Origin of the sequence: Pantoea sp. UBA7232, assembly GCF_002473195.1 — a bacterium.
Lineage (GTDB): Bacteria > Pseudomonadota > Gammaproteobacteria > Enterobacterales > Enterobacteriaceae > Pantoea > Pantoea eucrina.
On the sequence record NZ_DKTK01000009.1, the window covers coordinates 73,908 to 92,376 of the forward strand.

General features: G+C 51.5%; 21 protein-coding genes. 2 read left to right on the plus strand and 19 right to left on the minus strand.

The features are described 5' to 3' along the window. Positions 1–137: 137 nt before the first annotated feature. The 10 genes from B4056_RS10130 to B4056_RS10175 all read right to left on the minus strand — a co-directional run bounded on the left by B4056_RS10130 (position 138) and on the right by B4056_RS10175 (position 12,413). Complete coding sequence (locus B4056_RS10130; protein ID WP_288654599.1) at positions 138–1,487, minus strand: hypothetical protein; 1,350 nt, start codon at positions 1,485–1,487, stop codon at positions 138–140. Positions 1,488–1,546: 59 nt separating this feature from the next. Next, positions 1,547–2,623: a DUF6453 family protein gene (locus B4056_RS10135; protein ID WP_288654600.1), complete on the minus strand. Its 1,077-nt coding sequence runs from the start codon at positions 2,621–2,623 to the stop codon at positions 1,547–1,549. Then, positions 2,623–5,760: a host specificity protein J gene (locus tag B4056_RS10140; RefSeq protein ID WP_288654602.1), complete on the minus strand. Its 3,138-nt coding sequence runs from the start codon at positions 5,758–5,760 to the stop codon at positions 2,623–2,625. The genes B4056_RS10135 and B4056_RS10140 overlap by 1 nt, the downstream gene beginning before the upstream one ends. Positions 5,761–5,769: 9 nt before the next feature. After that, positions 5,770–6,294, minus strand: a complete 525-nt coding sequence (locus tag B4056_RS10145; protein WP_288654603.1) for a tail assembly protein — start codon at positions 6,292–6,294, stop codon at positions 5,770–5,772. Then, positions 6,237–6,962 (minus strand): C40 family peptidase, encoded by a 726-nt coding sequence (locus B4056_RS10150; protein ID WP_288654604.1) that lies wholly within the window; start codon positions 6,960–6,962, stop codon positions 6,237–6,239. The genes B4056_RS10145 and B4056_RS10150 overlap by 58 nt, the downstream gene beginning before the upstream one ends. After that, entirely contained in the window at positions 6,962–7,666 is a 705-nt protein-coding gene (locus tag B4056_RS10155) for a phage minor tail protein L (protein WP_288654606.1), read from the minus strand. Before B4056_RS10155 ends, B4056_RS10150 begins: the two co-directional genes overlap by 1 nt. Further along, positions 7,663–8,016: a phage tail protein gene (locus tag B4056_RS10160; RefSeq protein ID WP_288654608.1), complete on the minus strand. Its 354-nt coding sequence runs from the start codon at positions 8,014–8,016 to the stop codon at positions 7,663–7,665. The genes B4056_RS10155 and B4056_RS10160 overlap by 4 nt, the downstream gene beginning before the upstream one ends. 8 nt (positions 8,017–8,024) lie before the next feature. Continuing rightward, positions 8,025–11,465: a tape measure protein gene (locus tag B4056_RS10165; protein ID WP_288654610.1), complete on the minus strand. Its 3,441-nt coding sequence runs from the start codon at positions 11,463–11,465 to the stop codon at positions 8,025–8,027. Between the two features lie 64 nt (positions 11,466–11,529). Next, the gene (locus B4056_RS10170) at positions 11,530–12,066 is read right to left on the minus strand and encodes a hypothetical protein (RefSeq protein ID WP_288654612.1); all 537 of its coding nucleotides are present in this window, start codon (positions 12,064–12,066) and stop codon (positions 11,530–11,532) included. Positions 12,067–12,068: 2 nt separating this feature from the next. Further along, on the minus strand, positions 12,069–12,413 hold the full coding sequence (locus B4056_RS10175; RefSeq protein WP_288654614.1) for a hypothetical protein: 345 nt from the start codon (positions 12,411–12,413) through the stop codon (positions 12,069–12,071). Positions 12,414–12,572: 159 nt separating this feature from the next. Between B4056_RS10175 and B4056_RS10180 the strand changes: the two genes are divergently transcribed. Together B4056_RS10180 and B4056_RS10185 are read left to right on the plus strand one after the other, a co-directional pair. Continuing rightward, complete coding sequence (locus B4056_RS10180) at positions 12,573–13,097, plus strand: hypothetical protein (protein WP_288654616.1); 525 nt, start codon at positions 12,573–12,575, stop codon at positions 13,095–13,097. A 115-nt stretch (positions 13,098–13,212) separates the two neighbouring features. Next, positions 13,213–13,395: a hypothetical protein gene (locus B4056_RS10185; protein ID WP_288654618.1), complete on the plus strand. Its 183-nt coding sequence runs from the start codon at positions 13,213–13,215 to the stop codon at positions 13,393–13,395. A gap of 41 nt (positions 13,396–13,436) precedes the next feature. Here B4056_RS10185 and B4056_RS10190 read toward each other — a convergent pair whose 3' ends face one another. From B4056_RS10190 to B4056_RS10230, 9 genes are all read right to left on the minus strand, one after another. Beyond that, positions 13,437–14,111, minus strand: coding sequence for a DUF6246 family protein (locus B4056_RS10190; RefSeq protein ID WP_288654619.1), 675 nt, complete (start codon positions 14,109–14,111; stop codon positions 13,437–13,439). A 53-nt stretch (positions 14,112–14,164) separates the two neighbouring features. Further along, positions 14,165–14,908: an Ig-like domain-containing protein gene (locus tag B4056_RS10195; protein WP_288654621.1), complete on the minus strand. Its 744-nt coding sequence runs from the start codon at positions 14,906–14,908 to the stop codon at positions 14,165–14,167. A gap of 22 nt (positions 14,909–14,930) precedes the next feature. Then, positions 14,931–15,314, minus strand: a complete 384-nt coding sequence (locus tag B4056_RS10200; RefSeq protein ID WP_288654623.1) for a phage tail termination protein — start codon at positions 15,312–15,314, stop codon at positions 14,931–14,933. Next, positions 15,311–15,679, minus strand: a complete 369-nt coding sequence (locus B4056_RS10205; RefSeq protein ID WP_288654625.1) for an HK97 gp10 family phage protein — start codon at positions 15,677–15,679, stop codon at positions 15,311–15,313. Before B4056_RS10205 ends, B4056_RS10200 begins: the two co-directional genes overlap by 4 nt. Before the next feature lie 2 nt (positions 15,680–15,681). After that, positions 15,682–16,029: a hypothetical protein gene (locus tag B4056_RS10210; protein WP_286876689.1), complete on the minus strand. Its 348-nt coding sequence runs from the start codon at positions 16,027–16,029 to the stop codon at positions 15,682–15,684. Positions 16,030–16,197: 168 nt separating this feature from the next. Continuing rightward, positions 16,198–16,575 (minus strand): DUF7370 family protein, encoded by a 378-nt coding sequence (locus B4056_RS10215; RefSeq protein ID WP_288654627.1) that lies wholly within the window; start codon positions 16,573–16,575, stop codon positions 16,198–16,200. Between the two features lie 2 nt (positions 16,576–16,577). Further along, positions 16,578–16,946: a hypothetical protein gene (locus B4056_RS10220; RefSeq protein WP_288654628.1), complete on the minus strand. Its 369-nt coding sequence runs from the start codon at positions 16,944–16,946 to the stop codon at positions 16,578–16,580. Between the two features lie 10 nt (positions 16,947–16,956). After that, a complete protein-coding gene (locus B4056_RS10225) occupies positions 16,957–18,024 on the minus strand; it encodes a major capsid protein (RefSeq protein WP_288654630.1) in 1,068 nt (355 codons plus the stop codon). Positions 18,025–18,035: 11 nt separating this feature from the next. Continuing rightward, entirely contained in the window at positions 18,036–18,467 is a 432-nt protein-coding gene (locus tag B4056_RS10230) for a hypothetical protein (protein ID WP_288654632.1), read from the minus strand. Positions 18,468–18,469 lie beyond the last annotated feature (2 nt).

The window sequence follows — 18,469 nt, forward strand, 5'->3', positions numbered from 1 at the left end:
TTATGTCCCTGAAATCAAGAGCCCGCCATTCAGCGGGCTTTTTTGTGCCTGCAGCCCCCAGCGACTACCCTTACCTTACCCACCCCGTAGCCTGCTCAGATCGGCGCGGTACTGAATGCCCCGACGCCGGGGCTTTTTTAACTGCCTGACTCAGGCTCTGCATTTTCGGCAGCTTCCAGCATGGCTTTCTGCCTCAGGTTAAATATTGAGTCCTCGGGCATATCCAGGCGAACATCAATCCAGCTGCTTACCGGGACGTCAATAAGGTCTCCTTTCGCAACCTCAATATCACCATTCTCATCATTCAGCCGGTAACGTCGTTTGTAGAGGCTTATTTTCAGCCCGCCACTTTCTGTTTCTTCAGCTTCGACAATGCCCAAATCGCCTGAACCTTGGGGATCACGAGGAGGAAGAAGCTGCCAGCCTTCTTTAGCCAGTCCGGCAGAGCCTGTAAGGATATAAATGCCGGTATCAAATCGCTTAATGCTGATGCCTTCAGCCTCTGCATTCGCTGTTCCGCAGCCGCACCAATCGAAACCAGTCTCATCCACGTCAGCACGTTGAGTTGTTTCTTTGCTGGCAACGATGCGCGCTATAGGTGATGCTGCTTTGAGCGTTCCATCAGAAGCTTTAGTAGTGTTGGCAGTACTATAAACCTTATCATTTACACCCAAGACCATTGCAGTATTGCCAACCTGATCACACGCTAAAACCAGACTGCCACCATCCTGTCGGCCCATTCGCCATCCATTGAGACCTTCAGCGCGATACCAGTTTATCCAAACATTCTGAGTATTAGATGTTGTATTCCATAATGTTATAGCGTTTTGAGACAGGCTGGGAATTAGTAAATTCCCTTCTATTCGGTTGATTGTGTTGGGATCAAGTTTATTAAATGTGCCGCTAACAGTGCCGCCAGTTTTACCATCAATAGTACTTAGGCGGGCATCATCTCCACGAGCAGCTGTATCGGAGGTAACGCCATACCTTGCGATGTTTTTCCAGGCTTCAGCCTTATCTGAAACATCACTCAGATTTTTAGCCTTATCCAGCCTATTACCGATTTGAGTGTTGATGCTACTGAACTGATTTGCTATATATCCCCAGCTGGGGCCGGTATATGTCGATAAGTCCGGAAGAGTTACAGTCACCGATACTTTGTTGCTGTAAATTCCCTGCCAATTAGCCTTATCAAGGTTGTAACCGCGAATGGCTTTAGCAACGTCAGCAGCAACCTGAGCAGTGATGCCAACCAGCGCAGCATTAGGAACCGGAGTCCATGCCGAACCAGTGACTGCCGGGCCATCATATTTGGTTATCAGAGTTACATCTGAATTAGAGTTAACAGATTTGACGCCGAGGGTATAAGTCACGCCACCGACCACGGCAACGATAAAATCATTTTCCTTTAGCTCTGATGTAAAAGCGGTCCCATTTCCACTTACCGTAGTTGAGTTGTTAGTTAACGCAATAGTTCCTGCTGGCATAGCTTTCTCCGGACAATAAAAAACCCGGCTCTCTGGCCGGGCTTATAATAAGGTTAATTTCAGAAGTAGTAACTGGCATCTATGCAGGGAAGCTGACAGCCTGCCTGCACGGCTTTCGGATAGTCATATTTGGCACACTCCCACCCCGTTGTTTTGGCCCGGGCGGTCGATACTGCGTTACCGTTCATCTTCATTCCGGCATACAGCGCCTTACGGAACGTGAAGCCATCGGTACTGCGGTTATAGTCACCGGTCTGCGTCCCGATACTGCATAGCGGCACCATTGGCTGCGATACAGTGCCGGTGGGATTAACCCAGCTGAGCACCTCACCGTTTGAGCCATCGAAATTTTCGTAGGCAGCGAAGTTGTAATAAGCATCGGGCCACATGACCGGCGGGTATTTGCTGGAGTAGGTTATCTGACCTGCAGCATTACGTATCACCATGCCGTATCCGGATGCCGGCAAACCCGGCGAAAATCCACAGGAGACAATGACAATCTGGATATTTGATACCGTGCCGCCCTGCTGTGATCCGTCGATATTCCCAAACGCGGTATAGGTACGAATAGTGTTCGTGTCGCGATCAAGAAATAGCGGAACAGACGTATTCGACCACCTGGCAAATACAATGTAACTGCCCAGCGAGGTAATGCCTGAGGGAATGGTCCATGCTCCACTGACAGTGATTACTGCGCGGTATGTTACGAACCCGCAATAGCTCACGTCGCCAATCTGCATGAAGTCAGAGCCGTTACGGATGTTCACGCCATAGGTTACTGACGGGTCTGCGGCGCCAGCCACACTGAACACATCCACGTTTCCACACGCCATCTTATATCCGCCTCCAGGGCTGATGGCTCTGGAGTCGAACGTCAGCCTGTTTCCTGCGTACTGCATGGACCTGACGTATGCAATAGCCGGACCCGCAGCGTTATTACTGTCTTCAAAACTGACCAGATTGCGTGGAACAATGAGGGGTCTCGCTCCTGCCGGCAGCGCCTTCATTGTCGGTGCGGCCACAGTGTGAGTGAGCCTTGCGCTACCCAGTGAAGAGGCGTAGCGCATAGAGGCATCCAGAATGATTGCCTTTCCTCCGTCATCAGGAATGATGCGGACTCCATAAACGTCTGCCATCAGTTGAGTTTCCCTGCTTTGAAGCGCTGAACGCCATTAGCATCATAAACAGCTAGCCCGTCAGCATTAAGCACGGATCCGCCTGCGGTGCCGTTATTCCCATTTATCTGCAGCCCTCCTGATTTATCGAGTCGCCAGCCATATCGGTTTGCAGCATAGTTATTAGATTCAATGAAGTTGCCGATTTTTGCATTGTCTATAGAGCCATCCTGGATAAAAGCAGACCTGATAAATACTTGCCCGTTTACCGCAGCAAAGGCTAGCTGATAGTTCCCCGCATCGCTTCCGGTATAGATACCGAACTGGTCTGCGTTGAATGCGATTGTGGATTTATATGAGCTCCCTGATGGTTCGATGCCAATAGCCATGCCAGCACCATAGTAAACGCCACTGCGGTTTATGCCGGCACGAAGCGTATATGAGGCTTTTGCTGTCCCGTTGTCCGTGACTGTTGCTGTCAGCTTTTCATTCACTGCAGCACTGAGATCACCTATCTGGGCTTGAACCTGTATTTCGAGTTGTGCCAATGATTCTGACACCGTAGCAATTGTCGTTTTAACAATAAGGATGTCCGCTCTTACCTCTCCGTTAATGGCGAACTGATGGTCAACGATAGCGTTATTGTTGAGAGCATTCTGCAGCATTCCCTCAATGTTCGTATCGATGTTGCCAGTGAGATTTTCAAAAGCTTCTGAGTCCCGGATGGCGTCGTCAATCAGATCAATCATGCCGGGTATATCAAACGATGCTTTGCCTGAGGCCTCCACGAATGGTGAAACTCCGAAGGCGTTTCTGGTTCTGACATACATATAGTAAGTCGTATCAGCCTTCAGTCCGTGTAGGGTCCATTGTGAAGACCTGCCGAGGAATTGAGCCTCATCCTCTACCGCAGAAATGCTGCTGGCCTGTACTTCACCCGTATACCAAAACTCAAAAGAGGTATCAGTTGTAGCAGTGACATTCATTACCGGAACGATATCAGCTGAAAAGATGCCTGGCGTCCACTGAATGAAGGATGGCGCGGACGGCGCGCCGATTACCAGGCTTACCTGCATCTCTGCGCCCTTCATTCCATTCTCGTTACGGCCGCGAACTCCCAGCATGTAAATGCCGGAATTAAGTCCGTAGAAGTCATAACGGAACTGATCTGTTTCGTATTGTGCTACAACCTTGCCATCCATACTGTAGACATAGAGCTCAAAAACAATCTTTTTGGTAAGGGTCGCAGTTTCCCATGTGGCAGTAACCTGAACGGTTTCACTATTAACGTTTATAATGCGCAGGTTTTCTATATTTGGTACGCGGTAACCGTTTTGCGTGTCACCCGGCATTTCAAACACGGCGCCATTATCAACAATCGCCTGTTTATTCGGATCATGAAGTGTCGCTGAAATGCTATATACCGAATTATTCTCGTCTTCGGAAATGCCCATAATGCGAAAAAGTCGGGGGGCAACCTCATCGGTAGAAATCACAAATACCGTCCCGTCGCGCACCCATGCAGGCGTTACTTTCAAAGTAATAACCCGACCTGCCACGCTTGCGATGTCGTACTTAACGAATTTACCAGCCGCTCCCGTCAGCGATAACTTATCGCCGCTTCCTACAAGCTCTGAAACATCGGCATCCACAGTGATGCTTCTTCCGGCGTGGGTAATAATTCGCCCACCAAGCCGTGTTGCAGCGTACTGATTATCCATTACTTCAACAATGTCGCCGGGCATAAAGCGAATAGCCTCACGCGCCATTTTGAATGTGATTTTCTTTGTTTCCCGCTTGCAGGTTTCCAGCATCCATTTACCGGTTCTGAAAGCTTGTCCGCGCGACGTGCAGCCAAACGCCTCAAGCGTCGTTTCGTTGTAGCCGTAACGATCTATCATCCCATCGTCAGAGACATATTCTTTAACCTGAGACCATCCGTTATTTGGATCTGTCCATGAGACAATGACCGCATTAAATCGCTCAGAGCGCTTCATTGATGCTGATGTAAACAGGCCATCTACTACATTGGCATTAGTGATGGATGCGACTGGGTCTTGTGGGTTATCCAGCATTACAGAGAACCGCATGCCGTCCCATAACGCTATGCCACGGAACATACCTGCTATATCGTCCAGCAGATCGCGAGCACTCTTCTGCTCTGTTATATAGGCATTAAGCGTAAAGCGAGGTTCTTTACCACCAAAACCATCATCGACCAGCTGATCGCAAAACTGCGACAGCGTATACAGGCTGCCATCATCAACATCTACATAACCTGCATGCTTAGCAAGGCCATAGCGTGTGTTTTTAACCAGCGCGCGGAACAGCCAGGCAGGGTTATTGGTCCATGCAGACTTAAAGCCACCCGTCCAGATTCCGGAGTAAGTCCGCTTTATCGGGTCATAATTATCAGGAACATCCACAATAAGGCCGCGCAGGTGGTAAGTCCTCGCAGGCGTATCTGTGTACTGGTCCCGGTCAACAACACAACCAGCTACTGCGGCATACGGATAAGACAGGTTGTCATCTGTAATCTCAGTGAAGCTGTTCCAGATGGTACCGTTATTCAGCAAATCACTTGCGCTGTCGGGCGTAAGCCGGCGAAGACGGATATCAAAGGGTTTTGTCTCCGGCGCGTCAAAAAGATGCGCTTCAAGATACTCTCCAGACTGCTTGCCGGTAATCGTAACGCTTTTCTGAATCTGCCAGCCACCTGACCCTACACGCGTTTCAATGACCATGGAGACCGACGTCTGTTTCTGATTTCCTTTCTGATCCTGCAGTACCAGCGCAGAAACACCAATATTCATCCTGACTCGGTCTACATCTGTATCTGAAACTGTACGCACAAGCGGCGTGGCCTGAGTTACAGCCGCATTTACCACTGTGGTAGCTTCGATAGTGTTAAAGCCGTTTATCGGCGTCTGTGTAGCCGATCCCGGTCGCCACGCAACACTTACGCCATTAATGGTGGCTCTGCCTGACGCATCAGTAACCGGCGTTTTATTCAGCATGAAAGATGAAAGGTGAGACTGATCCACAGGGCCATAAATGGGGCCTTCGCTGATAAGGTCCAGAACCCGGAGGAATTGCTTTGATTTGAGGTTGTCGTCTATCAGTTTAGGGGTGCTGCCACCGCCGCCGCCTGAGCCCATGCTTTCACCTTAGCTAATTGAAATATTCCAGTCCTGGTTATTTGAGGTATCAATGCCAAGACTGATTACATTCGATCCAACAACCATCTCACCCAGAAGTAATGGCACTGGTCGCCCCTGACCTATGCGGTTCTCAGCGCTAGTGAATGAGTTGTTGGTAATCGAGTTAGCACTCTGGTCTGCTGCAGAGGCTGTTTTCATATGTGAGGTCATGTAGAGAGAGTAAGCGACGGATGCGACCGTTACTGCAACCATGACCCACGCGGCTGCCACGGCAGTAATAGCCCCCTCCACTAACGGAACAAATAGCACCGTGGCGCCATCGCTGATGTGGCGATTCATATGAAATTCGAGATTGTCACCAGAAATATCGCTGCCATCGATACGCAGCCGGAGCCGTGCCTGATAAAAGTCGCGCTTGAATTCAGGGCACTGAGCCAGCAACAGGCGCAAACCCTGCGAAGGGGTATCAACGTTTAAAGTGATTTGGCGGAAATGTCGTCGTAAATTCCCTGCAAATCTAAAGATGAGCATTTTTCATGCCTCCAGACTGAGTGAATAAGCGGCACATGAATTTGCCGCAATTGCTCCCGGCGGCTGAGCCGACCGTGGACTTCGTGATGCAGAACGATGTTTTCACCAAGCCAGACCATGGCGTGGCATGGGTCACACTCGGGAAATGCACGCCGGATAATCACATCGCCTGGTTGAATAGCCTTGAAGTCAACCTCGCGAAATCCATTGGAATCCATGTTCTTCAGGTAGAGGTTTTCACCGCGCACCCACCAGCCGCTTGTTCTCTCAAAATCGGGCAAATCAATGCCGCACAAGTGGTAGGCGTCGCGGAAAAGCGTGTAGCAGTCCATTACGCCATGCTCGAACCTGCGCCCCAGCAGATGCGGTACAGGCCGGAACTTGCGCAGTTCCCCCGCGCTCGCCAGCCACCAGTGGATGCTGGTTGCCAGCTGCGCAGTGCGATCAGCAGCTGACAGCACCAGTTTTGGCGCTGGATGGGAATGAAAAACGGCGGTGATTTCTCCCGCCGCTTCTGCATTTAGCCAGTCTTTTTCATCAATCCGGAAATTGCATCCCGGATCAGGGTGAGTGTTGCTGCAGCGCCATAACTGCCTCCCGTCGATTATTAATCCGCATACTTCATCGCTGGATGTGCTGGCATAAGCCAGGCATTCGGATTCAATCATCAGGACACCTTAGAAGAGCCAGGGTAACCGCCGTATGGCAACGGTTTGGGCTTGGGGAAGCGCATGCGACATCCGCTGCGATGCTTTGAGCATTTGTCTCGTGACATATCAGATGTGGGATTGTCTTTCTCATCTGCCACTGGCCCGCCTGAGTAACCACAGCCATCGCCGCGGTAAACCCACTGGCACACATCCGCGAGAATGGTGCGAGCCGGTATAATCGCGTTATCACAGTCAACCGGCGTAGCGAGGTTGTACGTGACAGTCTCGAAAGTCTCTTCGACCATCTCTTCGATAACATAGCGCGACACCGCTTCCATAGTGGGATCTGCATCAGCGTTGCCATTCGGGAAGTTCACCGCATCCAGATGCTTAACCAGCACCTGGCGGCGCGTCACTACCGCACCAAGCGCATCTTCGAAATCGTGGTTAATGCCGGTAATCAGGCCAGTGATGTTCGCTACCTTCATCGTTGGCCGTGAATACGTTCCCTCTGACTTCACCTCGAACCCTTCAACGGCAATGGGATAGGCCGAATAGGCTCTTCCCTGCCAGATAACATTGTTGTAATAACCATTGGTGCCTGCGTGGAAGCGGATGACATCACCGCCGAATGACTGCAGGTCTACTTCAAACAGGTCGAGCATCGCCCCGACACCGGAATCAACGCTTTCGATTATGAGTTCTGCTGGTATATCTCTCATCGCGGCACCTGTTCAAACGTCGCTGTTAGCTGGCTAAGGCTTCCCGTTTTCTGCAGTGACCATGATCGGCACACATACAGTCCCTGAACGGCTGTATCAGATGGCGTCCAGTAAAAAGACTCAACTGCCATGCGTGCCTTAAGGAATGCATCGGCGGCTTTGGCCACGTTTGGACGACTGCACTTCGAGTCGTCATAGCCAATAAATGTCAGCGAGTATTTGCCCATGAGCGGGTTGATACCTTTAACTTGGCGCTGTTCGTAACCATCGCCCAACTTCACGACAGCTACATCAGGCGTACGCTCGCCCGTGAATCCCGCCTGCGGGCTCCATTTGAAAGTTTCTGGCATGGGATGACCTATTTAGTTTTGCTGAGAAGACCGCGTGGGCGCTGCTGGTCCTGAATGGTTCGAATAGCTACGGTCTGCATCATTCGAGCCATCTGCTTCTGCGTGGCTTCATCAATGCCGCCAGTCGTCTGAATATCGAACTGGAACGTCATTGATATCCCGCCAGCGCCAGAGCTCATCCCGCCCAAATCGCTATTACTGATAACCTTGCCATTATCGCCAGGGATCATGTACTGACTGCCGTTGCTGGCTTTGAAGATTTCAGGCTTGCCGCCTTCACCTACCCGGTACATAGAGCTGCCGCTTACAGGGCCTCCATGCTCGCGCCCACCACCATAGGAGATACTGCCTATAGTGGACAGCAATGAGCCGCCGGCCGCAGCAATCTGCGCATAGCCAGCAATCTTCTGGCCTGTGGTGAGTTTTGTCGGGTCAGCCAGCGCCTGAGAGAGCGCCAGCTGCAGGTTGAGGCCTGCCTGCGCCACTGCGAATCCCTTACTCAGTGCGAACATGGCCTGATAGGCGCCGCTGCTTCTTCCTGCCGCGCCGGCCGCCAGATTGGCTAGGCCATCAAAACCCTGAGATACAGAGCCGACTATCGAGGATATCGCCTGCGCCTGCATGTTGGCTTCGTTCACTGCAATCTGCTTGCGCTCGTTAGCTGCCTGTCGCTGAATGGCTGTTTTGGCCTCTTCATACAGCTGCGCGTTCTGAAGATCGAGCGCCTGATATTTTGCCAGTGCATCCAGCTTCTGCTTCTCACGCAGATTAATTTCTGCCTCAGGGTCCTCCACGGCGCCGCTCAGTGCATCAGGCATTACCTTAGCCGCGGCGATCTCCTGCGTGGCGTACTTCCTGCCCTGCTCTGCTTGCGCCAAATCACGCACGGCTTTCGCTGTATCAAAGATTTTTGCACCATACTCGCCAGCCAGCCGGATCTGCTCCTCAGTTGCGCTCTTTCCGAGGGACTCCTGCGCACGAAGGATTGCCTTTTCTCTGGTAAGCTCCTGCGTGGACTCCGCAACAAGGTCTGATTGCTCTTTGAGCTTAGCAAGTTTTTGAGCCACTGACTCAGATGATGTTGCCGAACGCTTAGCTTGCGACTCAGCTTCTGAGGCTGCTTTCTTCCTGGCATCCTCAGACTTCTGCAGGTCATAGTTCTCACCGGCTAAGCGCTTAGCTGCTTCAATCTGATTAGGGTTGCTTGTTACCTTGGCTTGTTCCATGCCGGCTTTAGTAACAGCTCTTAAGCGCTCATCCTGAATTTTAAGCAGCTCATTTTGCTGCTCAAGGTTCAGGATCGCCTCGTCACCTTTAGGCGTGGCAGGTGAAACCTGCATTGATTTGGGGTTATAGCCCTGACCGGCCTGATTGGCACGGTTTATCTCATCCGCAGTAGTTCCAAATGCCTTTGCAACTGCGCCCTGCACCCGCTCCAGCGTCGTTCCACGCTCTATTAATTTGTCATGAATTCCCATGGCCGCGAGCATATTGTTGCTTAACGTCACCTGCGCGTCATCGCGCAGTTTTGTAGTATTTTCGAGCTTGCTCTCAGTGGACTCCAGATCGCGTTGCTTTTGGTTGATCTGGTCAGTTAGCTGCGCGGCACGCTGTAGTAGTCCATTCCCTTGTTCAATTGTTGTGCCGTACTTTCTGCCGCTAGCTTCGGCCTCATCTCGCTCTTTAGTCAGCGCAGCTATCTCACTTTTAAGATCTGAAACAACATCCTGCTGCCCTCGAAGCGCGGTATTGGCATCTGCGATAGTGCCTCGTAATGAAGTGTTACTCATAGCCTTAAGCGAGTCAGTCAGGCGATCTACGCCATCAGCAAATGATACCGCTTCTTGTTTGGCTTGCTGCGCTTGTTGCCAGAAATAGAAAATTGCAGCGCCGGCGATCATCGCCACGCCAGCAGGACCGCCTACAAGGCCCATTGCGCTTCGTAGCAATCCAAGGGACGTAGATGCGGCGCGGGTCGCTATTACAGTTGCCTCTTGGGACGCCTTATAAGCACCGTTAGCAGCAGTTGCTATCCCAGTGGCGTCTGCTGTTGCAAGCCTTGCTGAGCTGACCTGCGCTTCGGCTGTAGTTATAGCAGTAGCACGAGCCTGAGCGGTCGCAACTTCTGCCGATGCTAAACGCTGATTCAATACGACTGAAGCTTGTTGCAGCTGCGCCATTCGGGTTGCAGTAGCGATGCGACCTTGTTCTGTTATTTGCGATTTCATTCTTTGCACTTCCAGAGCCTTTTCTGACTCTATCTGTGCAACCGTTGTTCTAATTGAAGACGCCTCTGCTTCGGCTAATCGCACCTCAGAAACGACTGAAGCATTAGTAGCCTTAAGCGTTGCCAGCCTTCCTTGTGCAAGCTGCAAGGTTTGGACTGCGGCTGCCTTTTCTACCTCTGCCAAACGAAGTTTCGAACCTGCCTCTAATTCTGCATCTTTCGCTGCTACTGCTGATGCCTTTGCTGAGGCAATTGTGGCTGCCGTGTCTTTAATCTTTGCTGCGGTAGACATTGCCAGAGCGCCCGCAAAGCGGCTACCCATCACAGCTGTTAGAGCGACCAAGGCTGTGCTGATGATGTCCAGATTTTGCGACAGTGAAATAATGCCTGTATTGAATGCTTTGATGCCAGTCGAGACAGTTGAGCTTTCACCGACAAACTTGACGATGTTGTTTGTCGCGATGTTCACCGCCTGGCCCATTGTCATGGCGGTGTTAGAGAATTCCTTCGCGATCTTATCGCTCTGTTGCAGCAACCCATTCACAACCACTTCGGTTGTCAGCTTACCCTGCGCAGCCATCGCGCGAAGTTGACCAATTGTCACGCCGAGAGAGTCAGCCAGTGCTACAGCAAGGCGGCTACCGTTTTCGGAAATAGAGTTAAATTCTTCGCCACGCAGAACTCCAGAGGCGAGAGCCTGCGACAGCTGAATCATCGTCGAGCTGGCTTCTTCAGTCGTCGCGCCGGAAACAACCAGTCCTTTGTTAATTGTGGATGTCAGCTTTATCAGGTCTTCTGTGCTGGTACCGGCGCTGCGGGTTGCGCGCTCCAGTCGGCCATATAACGTGGCCGTTGCCTGCAGACCGCTCATAGTATTCTGGGAGATATCGAATACGCGCTGAGTGACGTCTGCCAGTTGCTCGGTAGACCGCACTGAGTTAGCGAGCTTATTGTTTACAGTTACCCACTCATTTCCCCACTCTGTAACCTGCTGGATCGACAAAGCAGCCGCAAGGCCTTTTGCAACGCCTGTCAGGCTGGAAAAACTGCTTTGCATTGAATTAACAGACCGCTCAGTGCGAGTCACGCTGGCTTCAAGCCTACCCATATTTCCAGACAGGCCATTGAGAGCAGCATCCACTTCACGGCGTGCTGCCAGAAGTTTAGTGGTGTCCATATCAACTTCATAAATGATGCTACCAGCGTTAAGATTGCCTGCCATTTCTTATCTCCGGGCGAAAAAAAACCCGCATTAAGCGGGCTATCTTTAATTCTTCCTCTGAATTTTATTGCTTCAGAGCTTCCTTTATTTCGTCAGTGTCAAACATTAGAGTAGTGGTGCCATCACCAGATGAGACCATCGCGCTCACATTATTTTTCCTGAATACCGAGTACTTTTGTGTAGGGCATGAGCTTTGCTTAACGCATCCGTACGGGATTTTGTTAACCGCTGATGAGTCAGAAATACCTTCATTGGTGGCAACAGGATCACCAAGTTTAGATTTAGCGTACTCAACTGCCCCTTTGTAAAGTGAACTCTGGGAATCATCAATACTTCCTCGAACTCCGATCACCTTACCGTTTGCCGAGTTCACTGTGTAGTCAGCTGCATCACCCAGCGCTGGGTCTGGCGCTTTAGTGAGCTGAAGCTCCAGGAAGTGCTGCTTGGAAGGAATAAGATTTGCTCGTTTAACCAAATCATCTTTTTTCAACTGCTCGGATTTACTATCAAGTTTGATACCAAATGCATCCACAGCATCGTTACACCCAGTTAGCAGGCTAGCAATGAATAGCCCAAATATGATTTTCTTCAACTCACTCATCCTCATGATTCAGCCCAACCTTCAGAACGTTTTTTCATTTCGATTCTCTCCAACTCATCAAAAGATTTTTGCCGCTTGAGAATAATTGAGTATTGCCGATAACCGTGGTGCGCTGGCGCATGGAACTCACCATTAGAATACATATGAGGGTTTTGTTTCATTGCCTGCATGGCAAGCGGGGCTAAAGCAATTTGCTGCTCACAAAGGGCTATCGCTTTCTTTAAATGCTTAGGGTCAGCACGGAGTTTATAGTGTTTTTTTATCTGTTCCTGTAGGCCAAAGTGAGACTGCAGTATTTGATCGTGGCTGAGATGGCGCAGGCCATCAAGCCATTCCTCTTCGGTCATATCCCTATCCCCACCAGCAATTGATGGGATTAATCCTAACATGGAGCGGGCGCAAGATGGTGCAAAGAATTTAGCTAAAGTATAAGTAAATCTTGCCGATGCTATGTACTGAGGATGAGGTCATGATATTCTTTCGCCCTCACAAACCGGAGGCTGCAAATGAATTTGGAACAGATAGGTAGCTCAGTTTTAGCTAACCTTCAGCTACTGATTGATAGTGCGGGCATACCGTTGGCGGTAGGCGCTATCACTGATGAGGATTATCAGTGGCTCTCTTCTCAATTTGTTGAGCTAAACTGGGATTTCGCGTTTGCTGAATTTGGTAATCATGACAATAAGTTTGAGATGACAGTTAAGCTGGTCTCATCGGAAAGCGGAATTCCAGCGGGTGCGGCAATTTGCACCTACAATACAGAAGCGAAGAGTTTTGACATCCAGTTTGTAGAGAGCTTTGTCAGGCATGTTCCGGAGCATCCCTTGCATGGCAAAATGCTCAAAATAACGTTAATTGCCGCATATCTCTTTTGCTCGGCTGTTGAATGTTCTACCGTCAATGTGATAGAACCTGATACCCAAGACCTCATGAATCTATACGGTTCTTTTGGATTCAGTGGCGATGACACGCTAATGACCGCATCTATCGCTGAGATAGAGCATGTGATTATGTCTATACTTGATGTCTAGGTAGACAATCACAATATTAAAAGTATAATCCTTGGCCCATCACGGTCGTGGTTTGTGAAATGGTCCACCGCGTGTTCCGTAGATATTGCCTGTAGTTGCAGGCACAGGAGAGCTCATGAAACATATCCATCAAAGTAAAGCTGCAGAAGTTCAAATCCGTACGTCTGATGCGTTTGCACGCATGGGTGTAGCCATGGAGAACATGCTTGCCGCTGCACCTAAGTTTCTGGCTGCAAACACTATTGATGGTACTAAAGAGTGTCATGGTAAGAGAAAGAGCGCCAAGCAAGCCGCTTAACTCCCTTGCACTTTCCAAGCCCGGCTCAGATGCCGGGTTTTTTATTTCTGTTTTCCCTGCTTTCTCGCCTGCTTAGCAAGGAAAGCATCTTCTGCAGCTTCGTACTCTTCTCTGGTGAAGCCTTTCTGCTCAGGATATTTAGCTGCTAACAGGAGCTGGAAATCAGTCATCGTCAGCTGCTCAGCCTCTTCACGGCTCATCCCTAGGTGAGTGCGTGCTGCACTGATGTACTCGAAAGCATTGAACTCAGTAGATGCTTCTGCGCCTTCGTGGCGCTGAAGCCTGCGGACTTTAGCTTTGCCGACAATACCGTGCGCCATCAGCGACCGCGATACGATAATCATCTCTTCGGGTGTCATGTGCCCTTTGCGGTAGACGAAGGTCCACTTGCCTGAGCGCCCTGGGACTACTTCACCGGTCAGGCTAGTGACGTTCTGATCAGAGCACGCCTGTAACACTGTCATCGCAGCCACAGTAGCCTTTTTGCTGTACTGCGGTGATATACAGTGATCTGCAATCCACGCAGGAAGATAGCCCAAGGCAACAGTAGCCTTTCTCATCAACTCGGCTGCCTCGTCGTTATGCAGATCATACAGCGCTTGTACGATTTCCTCTGGCTCGCCAATCCGTGTCATGTTAATGAACGATGGCCGGAAAAAATAATCTTCCTCACCCACCGTAATCAGCACTTCTCCTATCTCTTTAAGTGGCGTCATATCTCCTCCATAACCATTATCGAGGGGCTGTTAATGCTGCCCCTCTGTAATGGTTACGCTGAAGTCACAGTCACTGCAGTGGTGCCGGTAAAGCCGCCATCAGTTGAAGTGAATGTGATGGTTGCTGAGCCTGCCGCCACACCTGTAACAAGCCCGGTGCTGCTTACTGTCGCTTTAGTTGCATCGGAAGTTGTCCATGCACCTGTGCGGTCAGTTGCATCGGAAGGCTGCACCGCACCAGTAAGCTGACGTGTCGCGCCTACAGCGATAGATGCAGTGGCCGGAGTAACGGTTACGCCAGTGGCGCGCACTGCTTCTTCGGTATCCAGCACCTGAATGGTAGAGGCATCACCAACCTTGAACTCGGTGGTAACAGTGACGATATCGTTAGTCCCTCCATCCGAGCTCAGTGCGGTGACAACCATGTACCCCATGAAGGTAATTTCGCCGTACTCCATGCGAACCCAGATACCCGGCTGACGTCGGGCTTTAAGTTCGCCAGCGAAGTATTTTATGAAGCGGCCGATGCCATACTGGTCCAGCTTACCTCTTTTGCGCACTTCACCTTCAAAGCTGATAGTGAAGTCAGAGTTAGTGATGATGCTTTCGACAAAGCCGCCACCATCATCTGCGTCAGAGGTCACTGTGTTAGGCGAGAAGTCCCACCCCTTACTGGTGCCGGCGGCCAGAGCTTTCCACTCAGACTCCTGCGGCACCTGATCCGGGCAACCGTCGGCTACTTCAAGCACGACGGCGCCACCGAACAAACGTTCGTTGCTGTTCTGGCATTCAGCCATATTTAATTCCCCTTTGAGTTTTCTATGCGCCGAATGTGGCGACAAACTGGAGTCGATAGACCAGGCGGCCTTCGCTTGTCAGAACGGGGGCGGGAATGCCACCGAGGTTTTCCAGATAACCTACGCACTCGTCGGTCATCGGGTTTTGCTGGACGTAATCAATAATGCTCTGAACCCGCTCATCGACCGCTCCGTTTCCTGATTTGGCACCTATTACATCCAGCAGAATGTAATATTCTCCACCCAGCTGATTTCGGATCGAGCCTCCACCGTTCGGGCGAAAAACCATAAACCGCTCGCTTAGGTTGCCAGTGTCACTCCACATGAGTAGCTGGGTCGTAAAACCTGCAGTAAGGTTGGCGCCATTGAAATAATTACGTACTCGCGTATGCATAGGAGGTGTCAAAGCGTCATCTCCCTATGTATCACGCGCTCAATCGCATCCCGGCTTTCTTCAAATCCTTTCGTCAGGAACTCTTTCTGTGCGGTGGACCGGCGGAAGCGCTGAGGAATGGCCGGGTCATGCACGTAAGCGGCATAACTCGCCGTGTAGCCTACTCTGCCAGTTATAAGCGCGCCATTGACGACAATCTCCCGGAACTGGCTGTTAAGCAGATACGAGGTATCGATTGGGGTATAAAGTGCCGCCTGCGCCGCACCAACAATCATCGCCCCTGTCAGTGCACGAATGACGCGTCGGTCCTGAATGCTGTCGATAGCCCGATTAACGCTCCTGCTGACCTTGCTCACGCCCTTTACTTTCACGCCCATGGTTATGCTCCGGTTATGATGGCAAAGTCGTCAGCAAGCCGCTCAAAGGTGTCCGCATAGCGAATAGCCTGCATTACCTCATCCGCACCTGCGGCGATCGGGTCAGGCTCAGCAGAAACTCCTATCAGAATGTAATCGCCTGTATCCGCCAGCGCATACTCGGTCCAGATCGTGTTTTTGACCACCCGCTCCGTACCAATGTCACCCAGCCGTTTTGCCAGCCCGCCCTGATAATCACAGGCGATAACGACAGGCGCATCAAACACCGGGTCACCGTAATCATTGCTGGCCCCGGAGCGCCTCCAGACCGTCGCCTGCGCGGTGTATGACCAGTTAGCAAGTGACGACATATCAGACCCTCCAGCCGATTACAGCAGGCTTCTCAGCCGCTATGCGCTTGCAGTTAAACACCCATTCACTGCTGCTGTTGACGTAGCCGGTTGTCTGCCGACCATCTGAGGTTTTCAGCCAGACGCGCTCAAATGCCTTTGGCTTCGTTTCGGGTGATTGCCAGTTCATCAGCAGCCTCCCACGACGTCAAAGAAGCCAACAGTCAGGCCAGATATCGGCAGACTGCCAAGACAGCCATTGGTATCCCACGCCAGAATCTGCTTATACAGATGATCTGTGCCGGCACTGTCATAGGTGAACGAGCGGGACGCGCCAGAAGGAGCAGACTGTGATGATATTTTACGGGCGCCGGACAGGGCGGCTAATCGCGCGGCTGCATAGATGAGCAATAGCTTTTGCAGGCTTTCGGAGTAGCCCGCCCCGTCCATACAGGCCGAAGCAGCACTGACCTGTTCAATCAACAGCTGCAGAACGGCGTCAGGAACCGTGAAGCCCAACTCAGCCATCAGCGGCTTTACGTCATCCAGCGTGATTTGGGCTGCCATGATTACTTATCCTTTTTGGTTGCCGCCGCCAGCGCTGCCTCTGCATCATCAGCGCGCTTGTTAGCCGCCGCCAGTGCATCAGCGTGCTCTTTGTCTTTCGCTTCAGCCGCATCCTGCGAGGCTTTCAGCTGCTCCAGCGCATCATTCAGTTTCGACTCCAGCACAGAGTTGTCTTTGCTGACCGGAGCAGACGGCGTTGCCACTTCAAATGACAGCTTCTCGCCGCCCTTCTCTTTGGATGTTTCAGCCTTACCCTGCTCAACCCACTTCTCAGCGATCGCGCTGTCAACGTCATAAACTTTACCAACCTCCAGTTTCTGGAAGTTGGCACCGGCAAAGAGGTTTGAAGCCATAATCTTTACGAGTGCCATTAGCTGCTCCTTAAGAGGCGTGGATGACGGAGTATTTGTTATTGATGTCCTGCTTAACCATCAGGCCCATCGCACCCCATGTGCGCCAGATGTAATCGCTGTTGTAGAACGGGCGCGGATCCGCAACGGTGCCAATTGCCTGGCCAACAACCGGCGCGATAACACCCGCGGTCAGCGGAACAATCAGGATTTCATTACCGGAAAGCTGCGCATCTTCTTTGATGGCCGCGATGCCTGACAGCTTAAGGAGCTCTTCCAGCACAGTGCGGGTCGCGTTCACGTCGAAATAACGCTCAAGATTCGACATAATCTCAGCAGAGACATACCAGGTTTGCGGCGCATACTGGCTGTTAGTTACACGAACCACGTCGCGCAGCGCGATAGCATTGGTGCGCAGCGCAACCGGATCGGTACTGGTAGCAAAGTTGAAGGTCAGCGTTACCTGAGCCACGCGCTCATCTTCCTTCAGGCCTTTCCATGTCAGGCCGTCGAACTTAACGTAATTGCCCTCTGAGTCACGGAAGCCGTTGAACATGTAGTCAACGTACTGACGCTGCACATCCTCTACAGAGCCGCGCTGTGCATCAGCCTGCGACTGAAGCGCTGACAGACTGTTGAAGATCGGATCACGCCAGGTGAACTTGAAGCCGGAGTCATGGATAGGAACCATGGTGCCGTCGAAGGTGTAGGACTTCGCATCCAGCGCCGCGCCAATCTGGCCGCTCATGGATGTGTGAGCCCAGCCACGACCGCCGGTGCGAGCGTAGTCGTAGCGCGACTGCTCGATGCGCACAGAGCGAGCCAGTGGCATCAGGTCATTCAGCAGAGTGAACTGAGTGGTTGGCTCAAACTGAGCCAGAACGGTGGTATCAAATGCGCGATACAGGCGGCGGATATCGTCAACGGCGTTGACAGCATCCAGTCGGCCGGCATCTTCACGAATGCCACGAACGCGACCGAGAAAATCGGCGGCGGCCTGAGCACCTTCGTTACGCGCCATCTGCAGCTCAGCGAATTGCGCCTGGTTAACTTCAAGGTTTCCGGTGCGCTCGCCAATGGAACGAGAAAATACAAACATTCAGGTGCTCCTTACTTGATCACGACACGCAGCAGATCGCCTGCAGCAGTGGTGTACGCTTTATCTTCTTCGACGAAGCAGCGGATTGATTCGCCGTCGGCCTGTGCTTTCACCTGTCCGTCAGCGATTGAAAGTGGCTGGCCTTTTTTATAGGTCCCTGCCGCTGCGCGTACGTTCAGGAACATGCCCTGCATTGGCTGAATGCCAACGACCAGCTCGCCAGCAGGAATGCTGTCATCTACCGTCAGGCAGCGCAGATAGTCGTAGTTGGCGACATAAAGAATCGCTTCTTCATTACCATCAGCCGATGCAGTGAACTTTCCTGCATCAAAGAAGCCGATGGTGCCGGGCTTAGTTGCAGCGGCTGCTGCGCCTTCACGGTTGAGCAGCGGATTAGGGAACACGCCGCCAGCGTGAATTACATGCTTTCCATCTTTAGCCATTA